The sequence below is a fragment of the Lysobacter sp. 2RAF19 genome (genome assembly GCF_052115395.1).
In the GTDB taxonomy this organism is placed as follows: Bacteria; Pseudomonadota; Gammaproteobacteria; order Xanthomonadales; family Xanthomonadaceae; genus Noviluteimonas.
Genome location: NZ_JBFRGO010000001.1, coordinates 513,306 through 534,259, shown reverse-complemented (window position 1 = coordinate 534,259; position 20,954 = coordinate 513,306). Strand labels below are relative to the sequence as shown.

General features: G+C 67.4%; 21 protein-coding genes. 10 read left to right on the top strand and 11 right to left on the bottom strand.

Features of this window, described 5'->3' with window-relative positions; all coding sequences use genetic code 11:
• The first annotated feature begins 3 nt into the window (after positions 1-3).
• Both AB4059_RS02695 and AB4059_RS02690 read left to right on the top strand, forming a co-directional pair.
• Positions 4-2,364, top strand: coding sequence for a putative bifunctional diguanylate cyclase/phosphodiesterase (locus tag AB4059_RS02695; RefSeq protein ID WP_498976372.1), 2,361 nt, complete (start codon positions 4-6; stop codon positions 2,362-2,364).
• A complete protein-coding gene (locus AB4059_RS02690; protein WP_498976370.1) occupies positions 2,361-3,569 on the top strand; it encodes a porin in 1,209 nt (402 codons plus the stop codon). Before AB4059_RS02695 ends, AB4059_RS02690 begins: the two co-directional genes overlap by 4 nt.
• On the opposite strand, the gene AB4059_RS02685 is transcribed toward AB4059_RS02690, so the two are convergent.
• From AB4059_RS02685 to AB4059_RS02670, 4 genes are read right to left on the bottom strand one after another with little or no spacing between them, the layout of a single operon-like run.
• Complete coding sequence (locus AB4059_RS02685) at positions 3,560-4,132, bottom strand: DUF2939 domain-containing protein (RefSeq protein WP_498976368.1); 573 nt, start codon at positions 4,130-4,132, stop codon at positions 3,560-3,562. The two genes, AB4059_RS02690 and AB4059_RS02685, sit on opposite strands and share 10 nt — an antisense overlap.
• A 3-nt stretch (positions 4,133-4,135) precedes the next feature.
• Complete coding sequence (locus tag AB4059_RS02680) at positions 4,136-4,822, bottom strand: DUF2461 domain-containing protein (protein WP_498976366.1); 687 nt, start codon at positions 4,820-4,822, stop codon at positions 4,136-4,138.
• Positions 4,819-6,264, bottom strand: coding sequence for an exodeoxyribonuclease I (gene sbcB, locus AB4059_RS02675; protein ID WP_498976364.1), 1,446 nt, complete (start codon positions 6,262-6,264; stop codon positions 4,819-4,821). The genes AB4059_RS02680 and sbcB overlap by 4 nt, the downstream gene beginning before the upstream one ends.
• A 6-nt stretch (positions 6,265-6,270) precedes the next feature.
• Entirely contained in the window at positions 6,271-7,626 is a 1,356-nt protein-coding gene (locus tag AB4059_RS02670; RefSeq protein WP_498976362.1) for an FAD-dependent oxidoreductase, read from the bottom strand.
• A gap of 122 nt (positions 7,627-7,748) precedes the next feature.
• On the opposite strand from AB4059_RS02670, the gene AB4059_RS02665 reads away from it, so the two are divergent.
• Positions 7,749-8,156 carry a hypothetical protein gene (locus tag AB4059_RS02665; protein ID WP_498976360.1) on the top strand — a complete coding sequence of 136 codons (408 nt, stop codon included), beginning with the start codon at positions 7,749-7,751 and terminating at the stop codon, positions 8,154-8,156.
• A gap of 7 nt (positions 8,157-8,163) precedes the next feature.
• On the opposite strand, the gene kynU is transcribed toward AB4059_RS02665, so the two are convergent.
• Together kynU and AB4059_RS02655 are read right to left on the bottom strand one after the other, a co-directional pair.
• Positions 8,164-9,453: a kynureninase gene (kynU, locus tag AB4059_RS02660; RefSeq protein ID WP_498976358.1), complete on the bottom strand. Its 1,290-nt coding sequence runs from the start codon at positions 9,451-9,453 to the stop codon at positions 8,164-8,166.
• A 10-nt stretch (positions 9,454-9,463) separates the two neighbouring features.
• A complete protein-coding gene (locus tag AB4059_RS02655) occupies positions 9,464-10,480 on the bottom strand; it encodes an amidohydrolase family protein (RefSeq protein ID WP_498976356.1) in 1,017 nt (338 codons plus the stop codon).
• Between the two features lie 59 nt (positions 10,481-10,539).
• Here AB4059_RS02655 and AB4059_RS02650 point away from each other — a divergent pair, with 59 nt between their 5' ends.
• Positions 10,540-10,965: a hypothetical protein gene (locus AB4059_RS02650; protein WP_498976354.1), complete on the top strand. Its 426-nt coding sequence runs from the start codon at positions 10,540-10,542 to the stop codon at positions 10,963-10,965.
• A 43-nt stretch (positions 10,966-11,008) separates the two neighbouring features.
• On the opposite strand, the gene AB4059_RS02645 is transcribed toward AB4059_RS02650, so the two are convergent.
• Positions 11,009-11,356 (bottom strand): hypothetical protein, encoded by a 348-nt coding sequence (locus AB4059_RS02645; RefSeq protein WP_498976352.1) that lies wholly within the window; start codon positions 11,354-11,356, stop codon positions 11,009-11,011.
• On the opposite strand from AB4059_RS02645, the gene AB4059_RS02640 reads away from it, so the two are divergent.
• The 6 genes from AB4059_RS02640 (at position 11,349) to AB4059_RS02615 (ending at position 17,899) form a co-directional block, all read left to right on the top strand.
• Positions 11,349-11,738, top strand: coding sequence for a FitA-like ribbon-helix-helix domain-containing protein (locus AB4059_RS02640; RefSeq protein ID WP_498976350.1), 390 nt, complete (start codon positions 11,349-11,351; stop codon positions 11,736-11,738). The genes AB4059_RS02645 and AB4059_RS02640 overlap by 8 nt on opposite strands.
• Positions 11,735-12,145: a type II toxin-antitoxin system VapC family toxin gene (locus tag AB4059_RS02635; protein ID WP_498976348.1), complete on the top strand. Its 411-nt coding sequence runs from the start codon at positions 11,735-11,737 to the stop codon at positions 12,143-12,145. Before AB4059_RS02640 ends, AB4059_RS02635 begins: the two co-directional genes overlap by 4 nt.
• A gap of 59 nt (positions 12,146-12,204) precedes the next feature.
• Positions 12,205-12,720: a DUF4760 domain-containing protein gene (locus AB4059_RS02630; RefSeq protein WP_498976346.1), complete on the top strand. Its 516-nt coding sequence runs from the start codon at positions 12,205-12,207 to the stop codon at positions 12,718-12,720.
• Positions 12,721-12,939: 219 nt separating this feature from the next.
• A complete protein-coding gene (locus AB4059_RS02625; protein ID WP_498976344.1) occupies positions 12,940-16,443 on the top strand; it encodes a hypothetical protein in 3,504 nt (1,167 codons plus the stop codon).
• A 186-nt stretch (positions 16,444-16,629) separates the two neighbouring features.
• Entirely contained in the window at positions 16,630-16,980 is a 351-nt protein-coding gene (locus tag AB4059_RS02620) for a hypothetical protein (RefSeq protein ID WP_498976342.1), read from the top strand.
• Between the two features lie 73 nt (positions 16,981-17,053).
• A complete protein-coding gene (locus tag AB4059_RS02615; RefSeq protein WP_498976340.1) occupies positions 17,054-17,899 on the top strand; it encodes a hypothetical protein in 846 nt (281 codons plus the stop codon).
• 7 nt (positions 17,900-17,906) lie between these two features.
• Here the strand turns inward: AB4059_RS02615 and AB4059_RS02610 are convergent, their stop codons facing one another.
• The 4 genes from AB4059_RS02610 to AB4059_RS02595 are packed head-to-tail and all read right to left on the bottom strand — an operon-like array spanning position 17,907 to position 20,954.
• Positions 17,907-18,437, bottom strand: a complete 531-nt coding sequence (locus AB4059_RS02610) for a 3-hydroxyanthranilate 3,4-dioxygenase (RefSeq protein WP_498976338.1) — start codon at positions 18,435-18,437, stop codon at positions 17,907-17,909.
• A gap of 2 nt (positions 18,438-18,439) precedes the next feature.
• Positions 18,440-18,874, bottom strand: a complete 435-nt coding sequence (locus AB4059_RS02605) for a RidA family protein (RefSeq protein WP_498976336.1) — start codon at positions 18,872-18,874, stop codon at positions 18,440-18,442.
• A complete protein-coding gene (gene can / locus AB4059_RS02600; protein ID WP_498962041.1) occupies positions 18,871-19,536 on the bottom strand; it encodes a carbonate dehydratase in 666 nt (221 codons plus the stop codon). Before can ends, AB4059_RS02605 begins: the two co-directional genes overlap by 4 nt.
• Positions 19,533-20,954: an aldehyde dehydrogenase gene (locus AB4059_RS02595; RefSeq protein WP_498976334.1), complete on the bottom strand. Its 1,422-nt coding sequence runs from the start codon at positions 20,952-20,954 to the stop codon at positions 19,533-19,535. Before AB4059_RS02595 ends, can begins: the two co-directional genes overlap by 4 nt.

The following is a 20,954-nucleotide window of genomic DNA, read 5'->3' as shown; positions in this document are numbered from 1 at the left end:
GCCATGAACTTCCGCGTCCGCCTCGCCTCGTTCTTCGTCGCCGCGCTGGTGCTGGTGCAGGGTTTCACCGCGGTGTTCGTCTACCGCGTGACGCGCGCGGAGTTGATCGGGGAAGGGCAGCGGCAACTGGATGTCGCCTCGCGCGCATTCGCCGGCCAGCTGGACGAACTCTCCAATCGCGTCGCGGCCAGCGTGCAGGTGCTCGCGCTGGATTTCGCATTGCGCTCGGCGATCGCGCAGCGCGACCACGCCACGGTCGTCTCCGCGTTGCGCAACCACGGCAAGCGCGTGGGGGCGACGCGGATGTTGCTGGTCGACGTCGAAGGGCGCGTGGAAGCCGACACCGAAGGCAAGTTCGCGCCGGGCGCCGCGTTTCCGTTCTCCGACCTGACCGAGCACGCGCTCGAAGCGCCCGCCTCGGCGATCGCGGCGTGGGATGGACGCGCGTATTGGGTCGTCGTCGTGCCGGTCTCGGCGCCCGACCTGGTCGGTTTCATCGCCGCGGCCATTCCCGTCGACAACCACTTGCTCGAACGCCTGCAACGCCAGTCGGCGCTTCCCAAGCGCATCGAACTGGCAACGCGCGGCGCCGATACACGCTGGCGCATCCTCGCCCAGGCGGGCGGCGACGCGAATGTGGACGTGACGCCGGCGCTCGCGGCGCAAGTCCCGGCGCTCGCCACGCGCCCGGTGTTGATCGACGTCGACGGGCGCGACTACGTCGCGCAGGCCGTGTCCCTGTCGCACTCCAAGCGCAGCGCGCCGGTGGTCGCGGTCCTGGGCTATTCGGTCGATGCCGCGCTGGAACCGTATCGTTCGGTCGGTTCGGCCTGGGCGGTGCTGCTCGGACTCGGCCTGCTCGTCGGCCTGATGGTGGCCTTCCTGATCGCGCGCAGCGTCTCGCGCCCGGTGGAGGCACTGGCCGATGCCGCGCGACGCATCGCCGACGGCGACGCCGCTTTCCTGCCGCCCGCACATGCGACGCGGCGCGACGAACTGGGGCAACTGGCCGGCGCGTTCTCGCACATGGTGCAGACCCTGCGCGAACGCGAAGCCCGCATCCGCCACCAGGCCGGTCATGACCTCGTCACCGGCCTGCCCAACCGCATGGCCGCCGAGACGGCGATCGGCGGCGCACTGGAAGCCCATCCGTCGGCGCGCGCGGCCCTGCTCATGATCGGCATGGCGCGCCTGCCGGACATCATCAACACGATGGGCCACGTCGTCAGCGATCGCCTGATGGCCGACGCGGCGCAGCGCATCGCGCCGATCGCGGGCGATGGCCTGGTCGCACGCGCGACCGACGATGAATTCTCGGTCTTCCTCCCGTCGGCCACGCGCAGCCAGGCGGTCAACGCCGCCCTGCGTTTCGTCGAAGCGCTGTCCGAGCCGTATCGCGAAGCGGAGTTCACGCTCGATCTCTCGCCCGCGGTCGGCATTGCGCTTTCCCCCATGCACGGCGGTGAGGCGAGCACCTTGCTGCGTCGCGCCGAAGTCGCCTTGCTTGGCGCGATGGGCACGGAAGAACCGGTCGCGGTCTACGACCCGTCGACGGATCCGCATCGCCCCGAACGCCTTTCGCTCATGAGCGACCTGCGCAAGGTGCTCGAAGGTGCGCCGGGCGCGCACGGCGAACTGGAACTGGTCTATCAGCCCAAGCTGCACTTGCCGACGGGCCGCATCGACGGCGCAGAAGGCCTGCTGCGCTGGCGGCATCCGGTCGCCGGCCCGCTCGCGCCCGACGCGTTCATCGCGCTCGCCGAAGAAACCGGCAACATCCGCCGCCTTACGCGCTGGGTGCTCGGTGCGGGCATCGAAGAGGCGGGCCGCTGGCAGGCGGCGGGCGAGGACCTGCGCATCGCGCTCAACGTGTCGGCGCGCGATCTTGACGACGTCGACCTGCCGCGCCGCGTGGCCGGCCTGCTCGCCGCGCATGGTGTTTCGCCCTCGCGCGTCATCCTCGAAATCACCGAGAGCGCCATCATGGGCAAACCGGAGACCGCCATCGCCGTCTTGCGGCGCCTGGCGGAGCAGGGGATCGCGCTGGCCATCGACGATTTCGGCGTCGGCCAATCCTCGTTCGCGTACCTGCGGCGCTTGCCCGTGCGCGAACTCAAGATCGATCGCACGTTCATCGCGCATCTGTCCGAATCGCGCGAGGACCGCGCGATCGTGCGGTCCATCGTCGACCTCGGGCACGACCTGGGCTATCGCGTGACGGCCGAAGGCGTCGAGGATGCGCGGACGATCGAGATGCTGCGCGAGATGCACTGCGATCACGCGCAGGGTTACCAGGTGGGGCGCCCCTTGTCGGCGCAAGCCTTCCTTGCGTTGGTGTCCTCGCGAACCGGAGTCGAGGCGTGAAGCGCGCGGCACTGCTCGCCATCGCCACCTGGGGGTTCATCGCGCAGGCGCAGGCCGTGGAAGTGCGCGGCTTCGTCGAAGCGCGCGCGACCACGACGCCCGACGAACGCGCGTGGCGCGACGGCGGCCTGGGCAAGACGCGTTTCGGCGACGGCGACGATGCGCTGGGTGGCAACGCCGCGCTCAACGTGAGTTGGCAGGCGAGCGATGCATTCCTCCTGTCGGCGTCCGGCCAATATGTCCCCGACCTGAAACCCGACACCGACCTGCTCGATGCCTGGGTGCGTTGGCGGCCGGTTTCGACCTCGCCCTGGCGCTTCTCCGCCGCCGCCGGCATGTTCTTCGCGCCGATCTCGATGGAGAACGACGGCGTGGGTTGGACGAGCCCGTGGACGATCACGCCTTCGGCGATCGACACGTGGGTCGGCGAGGAATTGCGCGTGTTCGGCAGCGAGTTGCGGCTCGAACATCGCGGCGAGGAAGCGACGTGGAGCGCACGCGCGGCCTTGTTCGGTCGCAACGATCCGGCCGGCGAACTCCTCGCTTCGCGCGGCTGGGCGATGGGCGACCTCACCTCGGGCCTGGATGCGAGCGTGCGCCAACCCGATGTCTACGCCGACATGGTGTACACGTCGGTCCCGATGCGTTTCAAACCCTTCACCGAGATCGACAATCGCCTCGGCTTTTACGTCGCGGTCGATCGCGAAGCCGGGGAAGACCGCGCGCGCGTGCTGTACTACGACAATCGCACCGACCCGAGCCTGGAGACCGATTACGGTGCGCGCGAGGTGTACGGGTGGCACACGCGGTTCTTGGCGGCCGGTGCGCAACAGCGCATCGGACAATGGTTGTTCGTCGGCCAGTTGATGACGGGCACCACGCGCATCGCGCCAGATCCTTCGATGGTGTTCGACACCGATTTCAACGCCGGCTACGTGCTCGCCACGCGTGCGTTCGGCGCATGGGAATCCGCGCTGCGCGTGGATCTGTTCCAGGCCGCGCAGGCGATGAACGGCACGCCGGCCTTCCTCGGCGAACATGGCAACGGGATCACGGCCGCGCTCAACTGGCGCCCGAGCGACCGCATCCGCCTCATCGGCGAGGTGCTGCGCATCGACAGTGCACGCAACCAACGTCAGTTGGAAGGACTGGATCCGCGCCAGATCGACGTGCAGGCGCAACTCGCGGTGCGGTTCTATTTCTGAGGGGTTTGCCCGAGCGGTAGCCGGATGTCCGCCAGGCGCCAGCGCAAGCCGTCGCGCTTGAGGACGAAGACGACGGGCTTGCCTTGTTCGTCGCGGATCGTCGCGGTGAAGCGCGATGCCGATTCGTAACGCATGGTCGCGTTGTCGAGCGGCTTGGACGGCGGCGTCGCCGGCAAGGGGTCGCCCTGCGCATCGAGCGGCGGACGCTCGAAACTTTCCTTCGAGTTGTTCCACAGGCGCCGGCCCTGCATCACGCCACTGAGCCCGCCGGGGTTGACCATCCCGTCGACCAGCCCGTTCACCACACCGGTGGCCATCGTCAGCGCGATCGCGCCGAAGGGATTGGTCTGCACGTCGGGCCCGGCCTGGCGGATCATCTCGTCGACCATCTGCGCCTTGAGGCTGGCGCGCACCGCGGGGAAGTCGACCTGTTCGGCGAGTTCACCTGCGTCTTCGGCCTGCACGGCGTGCTGGATCGCGCGGATCGTCATGTACGGCCCGGCGGCGACCCACGCGAGCACCAGGACGATGGCGGCGAGCGCGAGCGCGATCCACTTCTTCATGCCTCAATACTCCAGGTCGAGCGCAGCACAAAGATAGTCGACGAACGGGCCCAGCGCGGCGAGATCCGTGGCCAGCGTCTGCCGCAGGCGCGGCCCGAGCATCGTCGCATCGTCGATCCCGCGTTCGGCGACGAAGTTGCGGCGGCGCAGGTCGTCGAGATACGGAAAGTCCTCGGGAAACCCCTTCGGCGTGCGCACCAGCATTTCGCTGTCGTCCAGGTCGAAGCGCTTGCGGAAGGCCGTGCCATGCGCGGCGGCTTTCCAGCCCGAGGGGTTGTCGACGATGAACTGGCGGATCTGGCGTTGCACCGGCGTCGGCGAATGCCAGACGCCCGCGCCGACGAAACAGCGCCCCGGTTGCAGGTGGAAGTAGAACAAGGGCGCTTCGACCTGCCGCCCGCGCGCATGCATCAGCCGCGCGCCTTGCCAGGTCTTGTACGGCGTCTTGTCGTTCGCGAAACGCGTGTCCCGCTGGATGCGATACAGCGAACCGCCGACCGGCCTGGGGTCGACGCGATACTGCGCGCTGAGTTCGGCGACGACCGGCTCCAGGTCGTGCAGCAACCGTTGGAACGGCGCGCGCACGTGCGTGTCGTATTCGGCCTTGTGCGCGAGGAACCACGCGCGTTCGTTGTGCCGCGCGAGCCCGCGCAGGAACTTGAAACTGGCTTCGGTGAAATAGGTGCTCATGACAGTTCGGCGGCGCGCTGCCGCCCCCAGTCCTCCAGGGCGTCGAGGAGGGCGAGTTTCGCCCCGTGCCCCGCATGCGCGGCGCGAAACGCGGCGATCTCGGCGAAGAAGCTGTCGAAGCTGTATTCGGACAGGCCCGCGTCGCGGGTCAGGCGCGCGCGACGGTAGTCGTCCCAGCGCGCGCGATCGGCCGCGTCCAGGGTCTCGGGGTAATTGCGCGCACGGTAGCGGAACAGCAATTCATCCAGCCGCGCATCCTTGAAGTCGAACGCGTGCGAAGCCAGCGCATTGGGCGGCAGCGAGCGCACGGTGGCGAACTTGCGCTTGTCGCCGTCGCCGAGGAAGCCGTCGTAGATCGACCCATCCACGTCGCCGCGTGCCTCGCGCGCACGCGTCGTCGAATACACGCGCCGCACTTTCTCCGCGAGTTCCGGGCCCGCATCGCGCAACTGTTGCGCGCGCGCCTCGCTCTTCGCGCGGTCGATCGACAGGCGCGCGAAGTCGGCCTCGCGCAGATGTTCCCATTGCACGACGATCGGACAACGGTTGACGTGGATTTCCTTCAACGCGACGCGTACCGCGCCTTCGGGCAGGTCGGCCGACGGCGTGTACAGGTGATCGGCGATATCTTCGGGCGACAGCGTCAGCAGCGCTTCGGGGTCCTGGTCCAGGTCGAAGACGATGACGCGGCTGTCGATCTGCGGATGCCGCGCGACGGGCACGACCGGCGCGCTGCTCATGCGCGCGGCGGGGAAACGTTGCGAGACGTGCAGCACCGGTTGCATGCGGACCGGATCGACGAGCTGCGCGACGTAACGCTTGTCGCGCAGGCGCAGCGCGTAGTCCCACAGTCTTGGCTGGGCTTGCTTGAGCTTGCGCGCCAGCGCGACCAACGCGAGAACGTCGGACAGCGCTTCATGCGCTTCGCCTTCGCGCACGTCGTTGGCAACGGCCAGATGCTCCAGGCGAAACGAAGCGCCACCGTCGTCGCGCAAAGGCCACGCAATGCCTTCTGGCCGCAACGCATAGGCCATGCGAAGAACATCCAGCAGATCCCAACGTGAATTACCGTTGCGCCATTCGCGTTCGTAGGGATCGTAGAAGTTGCGGAAGAACCCGCAGCGCACGAACTCGTCGTCGAAGCGCAGGGAGTTGTAGCCGAGCGTGCAGGTCTCCGGCCGCGCCATCTCCTCGAAGATGCGCGCGAAGGCAGCGGGCTCGTTCATGCCTTCGGCCAGCGCGCGTTGCGGCGTGATCCCGGTGATCAGCGTCGCGGCGGGCGAGGGCAGCAGGTCGTCGGCCGGTTGGACGAACAGGCTGACCGGCGGTTCGATCGCGTTGAGGTCGGCGTCGGTGCGCAAGGCCGCGAACTGCGCGATGCGCGTGCGGCGCGGATCGCCGCCGAAGGTTTCCAGGTCGTAGAACAGGAAGCTGCCCGCCACGCGCCCTCAGCCTTCGACCGGCAGGGGGGGGAGGCGATGCTCGACTTGCGCATCGAGCCAGGCGCGGTCGATGCCGTCGAGCGAAGCGTGGCCCTTCGTCGCTTCCACGAGCAACGCGCGCTGGATGCGGCCGCGTTCGAAGGCGACGGCATAAGGCAGGCGACGGAAGGTCACCATCGCGTAGCGCGGAACGAAGCGCGTCGGGTGGCGTTGCGCGAGTTCCCGTTCCAGGTCGCGCTGCAGGAGGAAATCCTGCTCGTCCACGCGCGCGCGCATCTCCAGGTAATTCTCCAGCGCCATGGCCTGGATCGCGCGGGCGTCTGGCAGGCGCTGCGCTTCGAATGCGGCGAAGGCCTGCGCGAGATCCGGCGTGTTTTCCAGATGATCGGCGAGCGCGACGCAATCTTCGAACGCGCAATTCATGCCTTGCCCGTGGAAGGGCACCATCGCGTGGGCCGCATCGCCGAGCAGCACCGCGCGGCCATCCAGGTGCCAGCGATCCAGGTACAAGGTCGACAATTGGCCGATCGGGTTGTGCTCGAACGCACTTTCCAGATCCGGGATCAGGGGCACCGCATCGGCGAAGTCGCGCTCGAAGAAGGCGCGCGCATCGGCGCCGGTAAGGACGGTCCGGAAACTCGGATCGCCTTCCAGCGGCAGGAACAGGGTGACGGTGAAGGTGCGCTCGTCGTTCGGCAACGCGATGCACATGTAATGGCCGCGCGGCCAGATGTGCAGGGCATTGGCTTCGATGCGGAAGTCGCCGTCGGGTGCGGGCGGAATCTCGAGTTCCTTGTAGCCGTGGCCGAGCGATTCGATGCGCTCGCCGAGGCTTTCGCGCTTTTGCATCGCCGCGCGCAGCGCCGACCCTGCGCCATCGGCGCCGAGCAACGCGGTAAACGTGTGTTCGGTGCGTTGCCCGGTGTTGTCGTCGACGAAGCTCGCACGCAGCGCGTCGAAGTCCACCGCGTCCAGGCGCTGGTCGAAATGCAGGCGCGCGCCCGCGCGCTGCGCGGCGTCGAGCAAGGTGATGTTGAGTTCGCCGCGGCTCACCGACCAGATGACTTCCGAGTCGTCCTTGCCGTAGCGCAACAACTGCTGGCCACCGTCGGCCGAATGCACCATGCGCCCACGCATCATGACCGCCTTGTCGAGCACCGCACCATCGGCGCCCGCGGCGCGCAGTGCATGCAGGCCGCGTTCGGCGAGTGCCAGGTTGATCGAGCGTCCGCCCGCGTAGCCCTTCAGGCGCGGATCGCCGCGACGTTCGAACACGTCGACCGACCAGCCGCGTTGTGCGAGCAGGGTGGCGAGCAGGCCGCCGGCGAGGCCCGCGCCGACGATGGTGAGGTGGCGATTCATGGTGCCCAATGGTGCCAGTGTGTCCGCGCGCCCGCCATCGCCGTCCGGCGCCGCACTTTCCAGATGCACCTCACGCGGGGGTGCGTTGCAGACTGCGGGCGTCGTAAAGCGGGAGATCTCCCATGCATGTCGCCACCGAAGACCAGATGCTCGACCTCACGCGCACGATGCTCGGGATGGCCGCGGAAAAGTTGTCCGAAAACCGGTTCGAGGTATTCGGCCTGTGCGTGAAACTGGATGGCGACCTGGCCCACGTCGTCTCCCTGGACGAGGACGAAGCCACGATCGACGGCATCGCGGCCACCTGCAAGCGCGTGCAGTCCGCGTGCCTGGCCTTCGGCATCTTCGCGATGGTGGAAATCCAGGGGCAGCCGGACAAGTGCCTTTTCACCATGGCCATCGAAAAGCGTTGCGGGGGCGCGGTGTGCTCCTTCGGCCTCATCGCGCGCGGGCCGGACGGCCTGTACGACGTCGAAGCCGGCTACCACGTGCCGTCCACGCCCGGGTTGTTCGTGATGGTCCGCCACTGAGCGCGCGTCAGCGTTCGCGCCAACGCGCCACTTCCGTCGCGAAGCGCAGGATGTCTGCGCGCGTGTTGTACAGCGGTGCAGGCGAGATGCGGATGACATCCGGCTCGCGCCAATCGCCGACCACGCCCCGCGTGGCGAGGAATTCGAAGAGGTCGCGCCCTGCCGCACGCCCCGACATCCCGCGGCCCTGCAGCACGCGAAGCGACAACTGCGCGCCACGGCGCTCGCTTTCGCGCGGGGTGACGATCTGCAAAGTGTCGGACAAGCGCGCGCGGATCAGCGCTTCGAGATAACCGGTCAATTCGAGCGAACGCGCGCGCAGCCGGTCCATGCCCGCGCGCGCGAACACATCCAGCGATGCGCGCAAGGGTGCCAGGCCCAGGATCGGCGGGTTGCTCAACTGCCAGCCATCGGCGCCCGGCGTCGGCACGAAGCGGCCGTCCATGCGGAAGCGCGAAGCCTGGTCGTGCCCCCACCAACCGGCGAAACGCGGGCGCGTGGTGTTCGCATGGCGCGCATGCACGAAGCAGCCGGCGACCGCGCCGGGGCCGGAATTCATGTACTTGTAGTGGCACCACACGGCGAAGTCGGCATCGCTGTCGTGCAAGGCGACCGGCAGGTTGCCGACGGCATGCGCGAGATCGAAACCGACGATCGCACCGGCGGCGTGGCCCAGGCGCGCGATTTCCTTCAGGTCGAAGGCTTGCCCGGTGCGGTATTGCACGCCGGGCCAGACGACCGCCGCCAGGCGCGGGCCGTGTTGTGAGATCGCGCGTTCGATGGCGGCCATCGAGAACGTGCCGTCGGCTTCATCGGGTTGGAGTTCGATCAGGTCGGTCGCCGGATCGAAGCCGTGGAAGCGCACCTGCGACTCCAGTGCATGTCGATCCGACGGAAAGGCGCCGGCTTCCATCAGGATCGCCGGCCGCTCGCGCGTCGGGCGATAGAAGCTCACCAACATCAGGTGCAGGTTGGCCGTCAGCGTGTTCATCGCGACGACTTCGACGGGCTCGGCACCGACCACGCCCGCGAGCGCATCGCGCACCAAGCCGTGGTAGGGCATCCAGGGCGCGGGCTCGAGGAAGTGGCCTTCGACCGCTTCGTTCGCCCACTTGTCGAGCACTTCCTCGACCATCGCGCGCGCGCCCCTGGGCTGCAGGCCGAGCGAGTTGCCGCAGAAATAGGCTTGCGGTGCGCCGTCGTGGACGGGGATGTGGAAGTCGTTGCGGAATTCGCGCAGCGGGTCGGCGGCGTCGAGCGCGGCGATGCGGTCAACGTCGAACAGGGCGTCTGTCATGTGGAATGCGTCAGGCGATCTGGAAACGCGAGGCGTGCAGCCCCAGCCATTCCAGCGCGGTGCCGTGGTAAAGGCGGGCCTGCTCGGTGGGCGTCAGGTCGAGCGCGGCGATGCCGGCGCCCGGTTCCTGCTCGCCGAGCGGGAAGGGGTAGTCGGTGCCGAGCATGATGCGTTCGGCGCCGCAGGTATCGATCAGGTATTGCAGCGCACGCGGATCGGCGACCCACGAATCGAAGTACATGCGCGCCAGATATTCGCGCGGATTGCGGAAGTTGTCGGTGGCCACCAGGTCGGGCCGCATGTTGAACCCGTGTTCGATGCGGCCGATCGTGTAGGGGAAGCTGCCGCCGCCGTGCGCCATGCAGATGCGCAGGTTGGGCAGGCGTTCGAGCACGCCGCCGAACACCAGGCAACAGGCGGCGCGCGATTGTTCGGCCGGCATGCCGACCAGCCACGGCAGCCAGTACTTGGGCATCGATTCGGCGCCCATCATGTCCCACGGATGCACGAGGATCGCCGCGCCCAGTTCGCTGGCCGCTTCGAAGAATTCGAACAGCTCCGGGGCGTCGAGGTTCCAGTCGTTGACGTGCGAACCGATCTGCACGCCCTGCAGGTCCAGCTGGTCCATGCAGCGCTCGAGCTCGCGCACGGCCAGCGACGGCGATTGCAGCGGCACCGTGCCGATACCGGCGTAATGCTTCGGATACGCGCGGCAGGCTTCGGCGGTGTGGTCGTTGAGGGCCTGGTGCAACTCGAGCGCGTGGTGCGGCTTGGCCCAGTAACTGAACATCACCGGCACCGTGCTGATCACCTGCACCTGCACGCCGAAGCGTGCGTAGTCGTCCAGGCGGATCTTCGGATCCCAGGTCTTGGGCCAGATCTCGCGGAAGAACTTGCCGTCCTTGTAGATGCGGTGCCGCCCGTCGTCGCCGTGGTGGATGACCGGGAAGCGCAGGTCGCCGTACTTGGCGGACAGGTCGGGCCAATCGCGCGGCAGGAAGTGGGCGTGGGTGTCGATCTTGAGCATCCCACAAGCTTACCGGAGGCGCTGCATCGGGCGCAGTCCCGAGGGCATACTTCGCCCTCATGGACGAGTCTGTGCGCGCGAACTGGAAATGGTGTGCCGTTGTGCTGGTGGCGCTGGCATCGCCCGCGCACGCGGCCGTGATCGCCACCGCCACCGGCAAGGACGGCGCGTCGATCCGGCTCACCGACGAAATGCCGGCCTCCTGCAACCAGGCGAGTTTCCACGGCGGCGCCCGCATCCAGCGCGCGGGCAAGGTACAGAACGGGTGCTGGGCCTTCGACTGGAAGACACGCGTGTTCCTCGTGGTCCCGCTCAAGCCGCGGACAGTGACCGAAGGCGTGGTCCAGGGCGTGACGCGCATGCTGGATGGCGAAAGCGCCGCGGCCATGCGCGAGTTCCAGTCGCGCGACACGCTCGACCAGGCCAATGCAATGCGCATGCGCGCGAACGACTTCAAGTGGATTGGCAAGAAAGTCGGGCAATAGCCAATCGATTCAATCGCTTGGCGCGCCTATTTCCTGCGAAGCATCACGCCCCGCGCAGGGGAATCCGGCGGAACAGCACCGTTTCGTTTCGCTCGCCTGGTGCCAGCGTGACGCAATCGCGCCACCTCGCCGTGTTGGGGAAGGCCGCCCGCATCGCCGCCTCGAGTGCCTGGAATCCCGCGCGCGTTTCACCGACGACGATGCAACGCTCGCCGACGGAAAACGCGAGATAGGCTTCGTTGGCGCAGACGTGATCGCACATCCATGCGCGGATCTCACACACCGTCTGCCAGGCGACGAACAACGCGCCGCAGGAGAACCCGTGCGGCGTCACCGTGACCGGCGAATCGACCGCGGTCCTGCGCGTGTTGAGGGTGTGGATCGTGCCCATCGTTGCCTTCCGATCGTCTTCCCGCAACAAGACGGAAGCGGCGGCCACAAGCGGACAAGCGCTTGCGTGGGAGGTGGCGAAAGGGTGTGCTAGCATTGCTGGCATTGCGATCATTGCCTGCGGGGTTGCCACGATGAGCACACTCACCATTCGGAACCTGCCCGACGACGTGAAGTCGCGTCTGCGCCTGTCGGCGGCGGCCAACGGGCATTCGATGGAAGAAGAAGCCCGCGCCATCCTGCGGCGTGCGCTGACCACCAGGCAGGCAAGTCGCGGCGGGTTGGGTCAACGGATTCATGCCCGATTCGCGAAGTTGGGCGGCGTCGAACTGGAAACACCCAAGCGCACCGAGCGCGCGCGTGCGCCACGCTTGCGGACATGATCGCCCTCGACACGAACGTCGTTTCCGAATTGATGCGCGCAACCCCGGACGAGCGCGTGCTGCGTTGGGTCGATGCGCAAGCACCGGATTCGCTGGCCGTGACGGCGGTGACCGTCGCCGAGTTGCTGTACGGCATCGCGCGCCTTCCGGCGGGGCGCAAGCGCAAGCAACTCGAGGCCGCGGTGGCGCAGACGCTGGAAGAGGATTTCACGATCCTTCCCTTCGATGAGGTCGCGGCCGTCGACTACGCAACCATCGCCGCCTCGCAGGACCTGCGCGGGCGCACGGTCGCGATGGCCGACGCGATGATCGCGGCGACGTGCCTGTCGGCCGGCGCGGTGCTCGTGACGCGGAACACGCGGGATTTCGTGGACCTGGGAATCGACCTCATCGATCCCTGGCGTTGACGTACCGATGAGCTTGGCGGGATTGCCGCCCGCGGGCGTTTCCGGCGTTCGTGAATGCCATGAACCTCCAGGACATCGGCAACCTCGCGCAGGCCGTCGGCGCCGCGACGGTGGTGGGCGGCACGATCTTCGCGCTGGTGCAGTTCTTCGAATACAAGCGACAGCGCCAGGACGCCGCCATCGCCGAAGTCATGCGTACCTTCATCAGCGCCGAACTCGCGCGTGCCCTGACCATCCTGATGGCGATGCCCGATGGCGTGTCGGTCGAGCGCCTGCGCGAGGGCGGGTTCGAAGCCGAATACGCGGGCGTGCTGGTCTGCACGACGTTCGAGACCCTCGGCGTGCTGGTCTACAAACGCATCGTGCCGTTCCGCCTGGTGGTGGAACTGGCGGGCGGCATCATCGTGGTGATGTGGCGCAAGCTCGGGCCATGGTTGATCCACACCCGCGAACTCCAGCAGCAGCCCTCGTGGGCCGAGTGGTTCGATTGGCTTGCGCAAAAGTGCGAGCGTTACAAGGACGAGCGCACGCCGGCCTACATCCGCCATGCCGACTGGATGCCGCCACGTCGTTGATTCGCGCATTCAGGTCTGCGATGGGGGAAAACCCTTCCCCTTTTCCCGCGGCTCTGCTGTCCGGGGTGCCCGGGGCCCCTCGTTGAACATGACGGACACACGCGCATCACCGTGCGTTAGCACACGACGCTAACGCGTCGGCGCACAGGATGCGCCCGAGACGCCAGGACAGTTGTGGCCGCGAGTCCATTCGGCCGCTGAATGGCGCGAGGAAGGGACATGGACAAGCATCGCAGCGTTGTTGCGTTCTTCCTGATGTGCGGCACGGGCGCGTTGCTCGCGGCTGCCGGCGACACATTGACCACGCCGGACAACGGCATCACCGCGGACTTTGCGTTCCGCCCGTCGATTCCCTTCCAGTCGCTCAAGCAAGTGCCGACCTGGGAAGAGATCTCGCGCATCCTGGATTCGCCCGATGCCATCGCGGCGTGTCCGCTCGATGCCACGGGGCAACCGATGCTCGGCAACGCGCAGGGCTATCCGGCGCGGTGTGCGACCGTCCCGCGTCGACGTTCCTACCTGCCGCCGGGCTGCACCTACGATCCCACGACCGGTTTGCCGCCGTGCAACGATGCGCTGCTGCCGCGCCTGATCGTCCACGCACCCAACTACAACCCGGTCACCGGCGAGCAGACGCGCATTCTCGATCCTGCCTTCCCGGGCGTTGCGAGTTTCGCCAGCCGCGGTCCGGTGTCCTCGGGCGCCTCGCGTCTTCCGAACGGCCTGCGGCCCGTGCTCGATTACAACAGTCCGATCCGCAACGACGGCGGCGACCCCGGCGAACCCAACGGCTACTCGCAGCCCGGCGTGTGCGGCAACGACCCGCTCGCCGGATTCACCGAAACGCGCGCGGCCTGCGCGGGCAACACCGGTCGACTGATCGATCCCTCGCGCCTGGCCAACGGGCAACCGCGCGGCATCGTCGCGCGCTTGCGCAAACCGACGGTCGGGCAGAACTATCTCGTCAATTCCGATTCGGCGCTCGCAGGACGCCAACAGTTGCTCGCGCCCTCCAACCCCGGCGATTACGTGCGCAATCCGGCGATCGCGACGGTGCTGGGCAAAGCCTTGTTCTGGGACATGCAGTTGGGCAGCGACGGCGTGCAGGCCTGCGGTTCGTGCCATTTCAACGCAGGCACCGACAACCGCATCCGCAATTCGATCAACCCCAATCACCTGGGCGGCGACACGCGCCTGGAAATCTTCCGCAACCGCCACCTGGATACCGACGAAACCGCGGCCGACCAGGACGTCAACCGCGACCTGGCCACGGTCGACTGGCCGACGCATCGCCTGGCCAACCAGGGCATTCCCGGCGAACCGCTGATCAACCCGCGCAACAACCTGCGCGACACCAACGACATCATCGGTTCGATGGGCGTGCGCCTGCGCGGCTTCACCGACATCCAGGTGCCGGGCACCGCGTCCTTCGCCGCGGCGAACAACGGCGTCAGCGCATTGCTTCCGGAAATCGGCACGGTCATCACCGACGAGATTCCGCTGTATCGCAACAAGCGGCGCGTGGAGCCGCGCAATACGCCGTCGATGATCAATGCGGCGTTCTACTACGACAATTTCTGGGATGGCCGCGCAAGCCACGACTTCAACGGCGGCAGCGTGTTCGGCGCAGCCGATCCGCAGTCGCATGTGTTCGTCGATTCCGGCGGCACCCTGCAACCCACGCGCCAACTGATCCGCTTCTCGTCGGTCGCCTCGCAGATCGTCGGGCCCGCGTTGTCGGATTTCGAGATGTCCTATCGCGGCCGCAGTTGGCCGAAGATCGGCAAGAAGCTGCTGCAGGGCAACGGCACCGCCGCGCTTCCCAATGTCACGCCGTTGGCCAATCAACTCGTCTCGCCCAGCGACAGCGTCCTCGGGCCATTCTCCAACCAGGGCGGTTCGCGCTGCGCCACGCTCGGGCGTGCGACGGCCGTAGGACGTCCGGGCCTGTGCACCACGTATCGCGAATTGGTGCAGGGCGCGTTCTTCCCGGCCTTGTGGCAGAACAACGCGCAACACTTGAACGGAACGGTGCGTCGATGCACCAGCGCGAACAACGGCGTGGTGACGCCGGCCGGATGCGATCCCTTCGACGGCTTCGTGCTCGCCGTCGCCGCCGGTGCGTCGGCGCCGACCAACCGCATGCAGTTCAGCCAGATGGAGGCGAATTTCCCGCTGTTCGCCGGATTGGCGATGCAGGCCTACATCGAGATCCTGATCTCCGACGACACGCCGTTCGATCGCTTCCTCGACCGCAATCCGCAGGCCTTCGTGGCGTTCACGCAGAACATGTCCAATTGCGTCAACACCGGCGGCCGCCAACCGTGCGTCACGGTGACCGAAGGGTTCACGCGCGCGGTGCCCGCCGATCCGCGCGACGACCGCCTGCGTGGCGTCGACATTTTCTTCGGCACCAACCTCAGTGGCCGCAATCCGAATTTCCAGAACGCGCGCTGCGGCAACTGCCATGCCGGCGGACTGATGAGTTCGAACAGTTGGCTGAGCACGAGCCGCCTGACGATGCAGGACTTCGTTCCTGAGTTCTCCACGCCCGGCACCAAGCTCGCACGGCGCCCGATGGGCATGCCGCGGTTGGTCTCCGGCTTCCTGCTCGAATCGCTGGTCAACGGGAATGCGGGCAATGCGCTGCGTCGCGATTTCATCAGCCCGCGCTTCGGCCTGGATGCCAATGGCCAATCGCGGCCGGCGGGTGCGGCGTTCTTCGATACGGGGATGTACAACATCGGCGTGCGGCCGAGCGACGAAGACGCGCTGCGCGGCGGCAACGACCCCTGGGGTTGGCCGCTGTCCCTGATCGCGTTGCAATTGAAGAACCTCGGTGGCCCGGACATGATTCCCGGCACGCGCCTGCCGACCTTCAATCCGAATGCGACCGCCGATTGCTCGCCGCGTTGCACGACCGGCGGCTTGTTCGCGCGCACGGCGCAGGACCAGAACATCAACCCGGGCTTCAGCTCGCGCGTGATGGTGCCGCGCCTGCCGGGCACGCTGTGGCCGTGGATTCCGCCCTTCATGATGGGCAAGGCGCATCCGGTGTTCGACGAGGTCGACAACGGGCTCAACACCGTCACCACGGTGCCGTTGCAGGATGGTTTCCTGGACGTGCGCGGTCCGTTCAATCCGCGCGCGCGCCTCAACCAGCAGACCAATGCGGCCGACGGTGCGTTGGCGGGGACCTTCCCCAACGTCAATCGCATCGGCGGCAATGGCGGGGTGAAGGTGCCTTCGTTGCGCAACATCGAACTGACCGGCCCGTACTTCCACAACGGCGGCAAGGTGACGTTCCGCCAGGTGATCAACTTCTATGCGCACGGCGGCGATTTCCCGGTGACCAATGCGCCGGACAAGGACGCGCACATCGTCGACCTGGACCACGAAGTCCCGATCGTGCTGAGCCCGAACGAGCGCAATGCGATGGCCGCCTTCCTGCTGTCGTTGACCGACGAGCGCGTCGCGCACGAGCAGGCGCCGTTCGACCGGCCCGAGCTGTTCGTCCCGGTCGATGGCCGCGCACCGGACAACACCGGCGGGCGCTCGCGGATCATCACGCAGTCGGGCGCGACCAGTGCCTGCGGCCTGGCGATCTGCTTCCGCCGCCTGGCCCCGACGGGCGCGGCGGGCCATGCCAACCGCGTGCCCGCGTTCCTCAACGTGCAGCGCGTGCCGACGCCTGGCGTGAACAACGACATCTTCGACCAGTAGCGCGAGGACGCGATGCGCAACGCGGGTCGGGTGATCGTCGGGGTGGTGCTTTTGGTGGCGGCGTACGCCCTGTGGAACGCGCGGCATGCGCGCGTTCCGGAGGTCGTACCGGTCCGGCAGGCGACCGTTGAAGCGCCGAGCGCGCCGAGCGAGGCATCGCGAGTTCCGGCGCAACCGAAACAACGCATGGTCGTCGCCTTCAAGATCGACCCCGACCTGATGCGCGGCAGTTTCCTCGGCGATCGCTGGGTGTCGCCGCCGACCTTCGAGTTCGCGCAGCCGGGCAGGGAATACACCACGCACGCCAAGTTGCAGGAGATCGGCGAGGACGGCACGCGCACCGATCTCACCGGCGATTGGTCGACGAGCGCACCGGAGATGATCGCCATCAGCCACGATCCCGCGGGGCAGGTGACCATCGTCGTGCGCCAGGCGGGCGAGGGGCAGCTGATCGCCGCCGCCGGTGGACAGCGCAAGGTGTTGCAGGTGCGCGCCACGCGCACCGCCGACGCGATGGAGGTCGCGTTCGTGCAATAGCTTGCGCGCCGATGCCGGGCCGTGGCCCAATCGGCGGAACAAGGGGATAGGGGCTGCATCGATGGCAACACGCATGACTTCGCCGCTCGCCGGCATCCGGTGGCTGCGCGACGCCATCAATCTGGGTGGGCGCAATCCACGCACATTGCTGTTGGCCGCGGCGCTGGTGCTGGTGTGCGGGCTCGTGCCGAGTCTGTTCACGACGGCGCTGCAGTTCCTGTTCCCCAACAACCCGGCGATGTTCATCGTCGCGATGGTGCTGTCGATCCTGTTCGGCCTGGCGCTCTCGCCGATCTTCGCCGGCTTCCTGCAGGTGATCCACGCGATCGAAACCGGCCAGCCGACGCGGGCGCGTGCGATCTTCGCGCCGTATCGCACCGGCGTGTGGAAGCCCGTCATCGGATTTTCGTTGCTGCTGTGGGGCGTGTATGCGTGCGCCTTCGGCTTGGTCGTCCTGGCCGCGGGCGCGGATGGGCGTGCGCTCTATGCGGACATGTGGACGGCGGCGACCACGCACGTTCCGATGGCGCCGCACGCCGAGGTCCCGCCGGGGCTGCTGCGCGCGTTCGCCGTTGCCTGCATCTGCGTGCCCATCATCGCCGGGTGCTGGGTCATCGGCTACGGGCAGGTGGCGATCGGGCGGCAGCGGGTGGTCGCATCCTTCGTCGATGGCCTGACGGGGACGCTGAAGAACATCCCGTCGATGATCGTGCTGCTGATCGCCTGGTTTCTCCTGGGCATCGTGCTGCTGATCGTCTTCCTGATCGTCGCCGCCATCCTCGGCCTGGTCGCGAAGCTGGTCGCCGCGTGGCTGGCCGTGGTGCTGCTCGTGCCGCTGTACATCGCGCTGCTGCTCGGCTTGTACATCGTCGGGGGCGGCGTGGCCTACGCGATGTGGCGCGAGATCTGCGCGCCCTGACGCCCGCTCAGGTGTCGGGCATCACGTAGCGGTCGGGCGCCGGATTCAGGTGCCCGCACTGCTTGCAGGTGCGGTGTTCGCGCGAGGAATAGAAGCGATCGAACACCGGCGGGAAGTCCAGCTCGATATTCCCGAGCTTGAAGAACTCCTCGTACAACTTCGCGTTGCACTGCTCGCAGAACCACAGCAGGCCGTCCAGTTCGTGCGGCAGGCGCTTGCGTTCGATGACCAGGCCGACCGAATCGGGCATGCGCTGCGGCGAGTGCGGCACGCGCGGTGGCAAGAGGAAGGTCTGGCCGGCGCGGATCGGGATGTCGCGCACGGCGCCGTCCTCCTGGATGCGCAGCACCATTTCGCCTTCGAGTTGGTAGAACCACTCGGCGCCTTCGTCCCAGTGGTAATCGGTGCGCGCATTCGGCCCGCCGACGACCATGACGATGAAATCGCCGTCGTACACGCACTTGTTGCCGACCGGCGGCTTGAGCAGGTGGCGGTGTTCCTCGATCCAGGCTTGCAGGTCGAGCGGTGCGGGCAACATGGTCAATCCTCCGCGCGGCGCAACGCGGCGACGCACTTGAGTTCGATCGCGATCGGCGTGGGCAGCGCGGTGATGCCGAGCGTCGTGCGGCAGGGCGCGGACGCCGGATCGGCGAAATGTTCGGCCCACACGGCGTTGTAGGCTTTGAAGTCGCGCGCCATGTCGGTGAGATAGACGGTCACGTCGACGAGATCTTCCCAGCGCGCCCCGCTTTCGGTGAGCACCGCGCGCACGTTGGCGAACACCGCGCGCGCCTGCGCTTCGATGTCGTATTTGCGCAGGCGGCCATCGGCGAAATACTCGTTGCCGGAAATCTCGTTGGTCGCCGGGTCGCGCGGGCCGATCCCCGAGAGGAACAGCAGGTCGCCGACGCGGCGCGCGTGCGGATACACGCCGACGGGTTTGGGCGCGGAGCTGGCCTGGATGACGTCGCTCATTCGCGGACCTTCGACTTGCGCGTGCGTTCGATCGCCGCATCGTAGGAGGCCTGCAACTCGTCTGCGGACGACACGCCCAGCCCGAGATCGTTGACGCGTCCATCCAGCAGCGAGTAGCACCAGCCGTGCACGCTGAGCGTCTGCCCGCGCGCCCAGGCGTCCTGCACGATCGTGGTCTGGCACACGTTGACCACTTGTTCGATCACGTTGAGTTCGCACAGGCGGGCGTGGCGCATCGACTCGGTGTCCACTTCCTCCAGCAAGGCCGCGTGCTTGTTCGCGACATCGCCGACATGGCGCAGCCAGTTGTCCGCCAGGCCCACGCGCTTGCCGGTCATGCTCGCGTGCACGCCGCTGCAGCCGTAGTGCCCGGTGACCAGGATGTGCTCGACCTTCAGCAGGTCGACCGCGAACTGGATGACCGACAGGCAGTTGAGGTCGGCATGCACCACGACGTTGGCGATGTTGCGGTGGACGAAGACTTCGCCCGGATCCAGCCGCATGATCTGGTTGGCCGGCACGCGCGAATCCGAACAGCCGATCCACAGGTACTTGGGCGATTGCTGGCTGGACAGGCGCTTGAAGAAGCCGGGGTCTTCGCGGCGGACCTGTTCGGCCCATTCGCGGTTGTTCTGCAGCAGGTCGTCGAGACGTCGGCTCACAGCGCGATTCCTACGTTGCGTGGATCGGTGAAGAAACGCATCGCTTCCATTCCTCCCTCGCGGCCCAGGCCCGATTGGCCCATGCCGCCGAACGGCGTGCGCAAATCGCGCATCAGCCAGGTGTTGATCCAGACCATGCCCACGCGCAGGCGCGCGGCGACGCGGTGGGCGCGATTGAGGTCGCGCGTCCACACCGACGCCGACAAGCCATAGTCGCCGACATTCGCACGATGCAACGCTTCTTCATCGTCTTCGAAGGATTGCAGCGTGGCGACGGGCCCGAAGATTTCATCGCGATTGGTCGCGCAGTCCGGCCCCAGCCCATCGATGACCGTCGGCGCGACGAACCAGCCCGGGCGCTTGATCACATCGCCGCCGCAGCGCACCTGGCCGCCTTCGCTGCGCGCGCGCGCGATGGCGGCGACGACCTTGTCGAAGTGCGCCTTCGAAACCAGCGGGCCAAGGTCGGTGTCCGGGTCGATCGGATCGCCGACGCGCAAGGCGAGCACGCGTTCGACGAAGGCATCGCGGAACTCGGCGTAGATGCGGCGCTCCACGAGCACGCGCGATCCGCACAGGCAGATCTGGCCGCTGTTCTGGAACGCCGAGCGCACGATGGTGTCCAGGTGGCGCTCCCAGTCGCTGTCGGCGAAGACGAGCGTGGGGTTCTTGCCGCCCAGTTCCAGCGAGACTTTCTTGAGCAGTGGCGCGGCGAGCGTCGCGATGCGCTTGCCGACCGCGGTGCTGCCCGTGAAGGAGATCGCCTTCGTGCGCACGTCGAGCACGAGCGGTTCGCCGACGTCGGGCCCCAGGCCATGCACGATGTTGAGCACGCCTTTCGGGAATCCGATTTCCGCCGCCAGTTCGGCGAGCATCGTCGCCGTGTGCGGCGTGACTTCCGAGGGTTTGGCGACCACCGTGTTGCCCGCGGCCAGCGCAGGCGCGATCTTCCAGGTGAACAGATACAGCGGCAGGTTCCAGGGCGAGATCGTGCCGACGATCCCGAGTGGCTGGCGCAAGGTGTAATTCAGGCCGGCCTGGCCGTGGTGCGATTCGCTCGAGAACTGCGTGGCCGCGTGCGCGAAGAAGCGCAGGTTGCTGATCGCGCGCGGGATCTCGACCTCGCGCGCCAGGCGCAGCGGTTTGCCGCCGTCTCGCGACTCGGCGTGCGCGAAATCGTCCAGCCGCGCTTCGATCGCATCGGCGAGGCGTTCCATCCAGCGCGCGCGTTCGCTGTTCGGCAAGGCCGACCACGCGGGGAACGCACGTTCGGCGGCCGACAATGCGGCGTCCACGTCGCGCGCATCGCCGGCGGCGACTTGCGCGAAGGGCTGGGCGGTGGCGGGATCGAACACGTCGAGCCAGCGGCCACTGGCCGCTTCGCGCGCTTGCCCGTCGATCCAGTGCATCAATCGCAT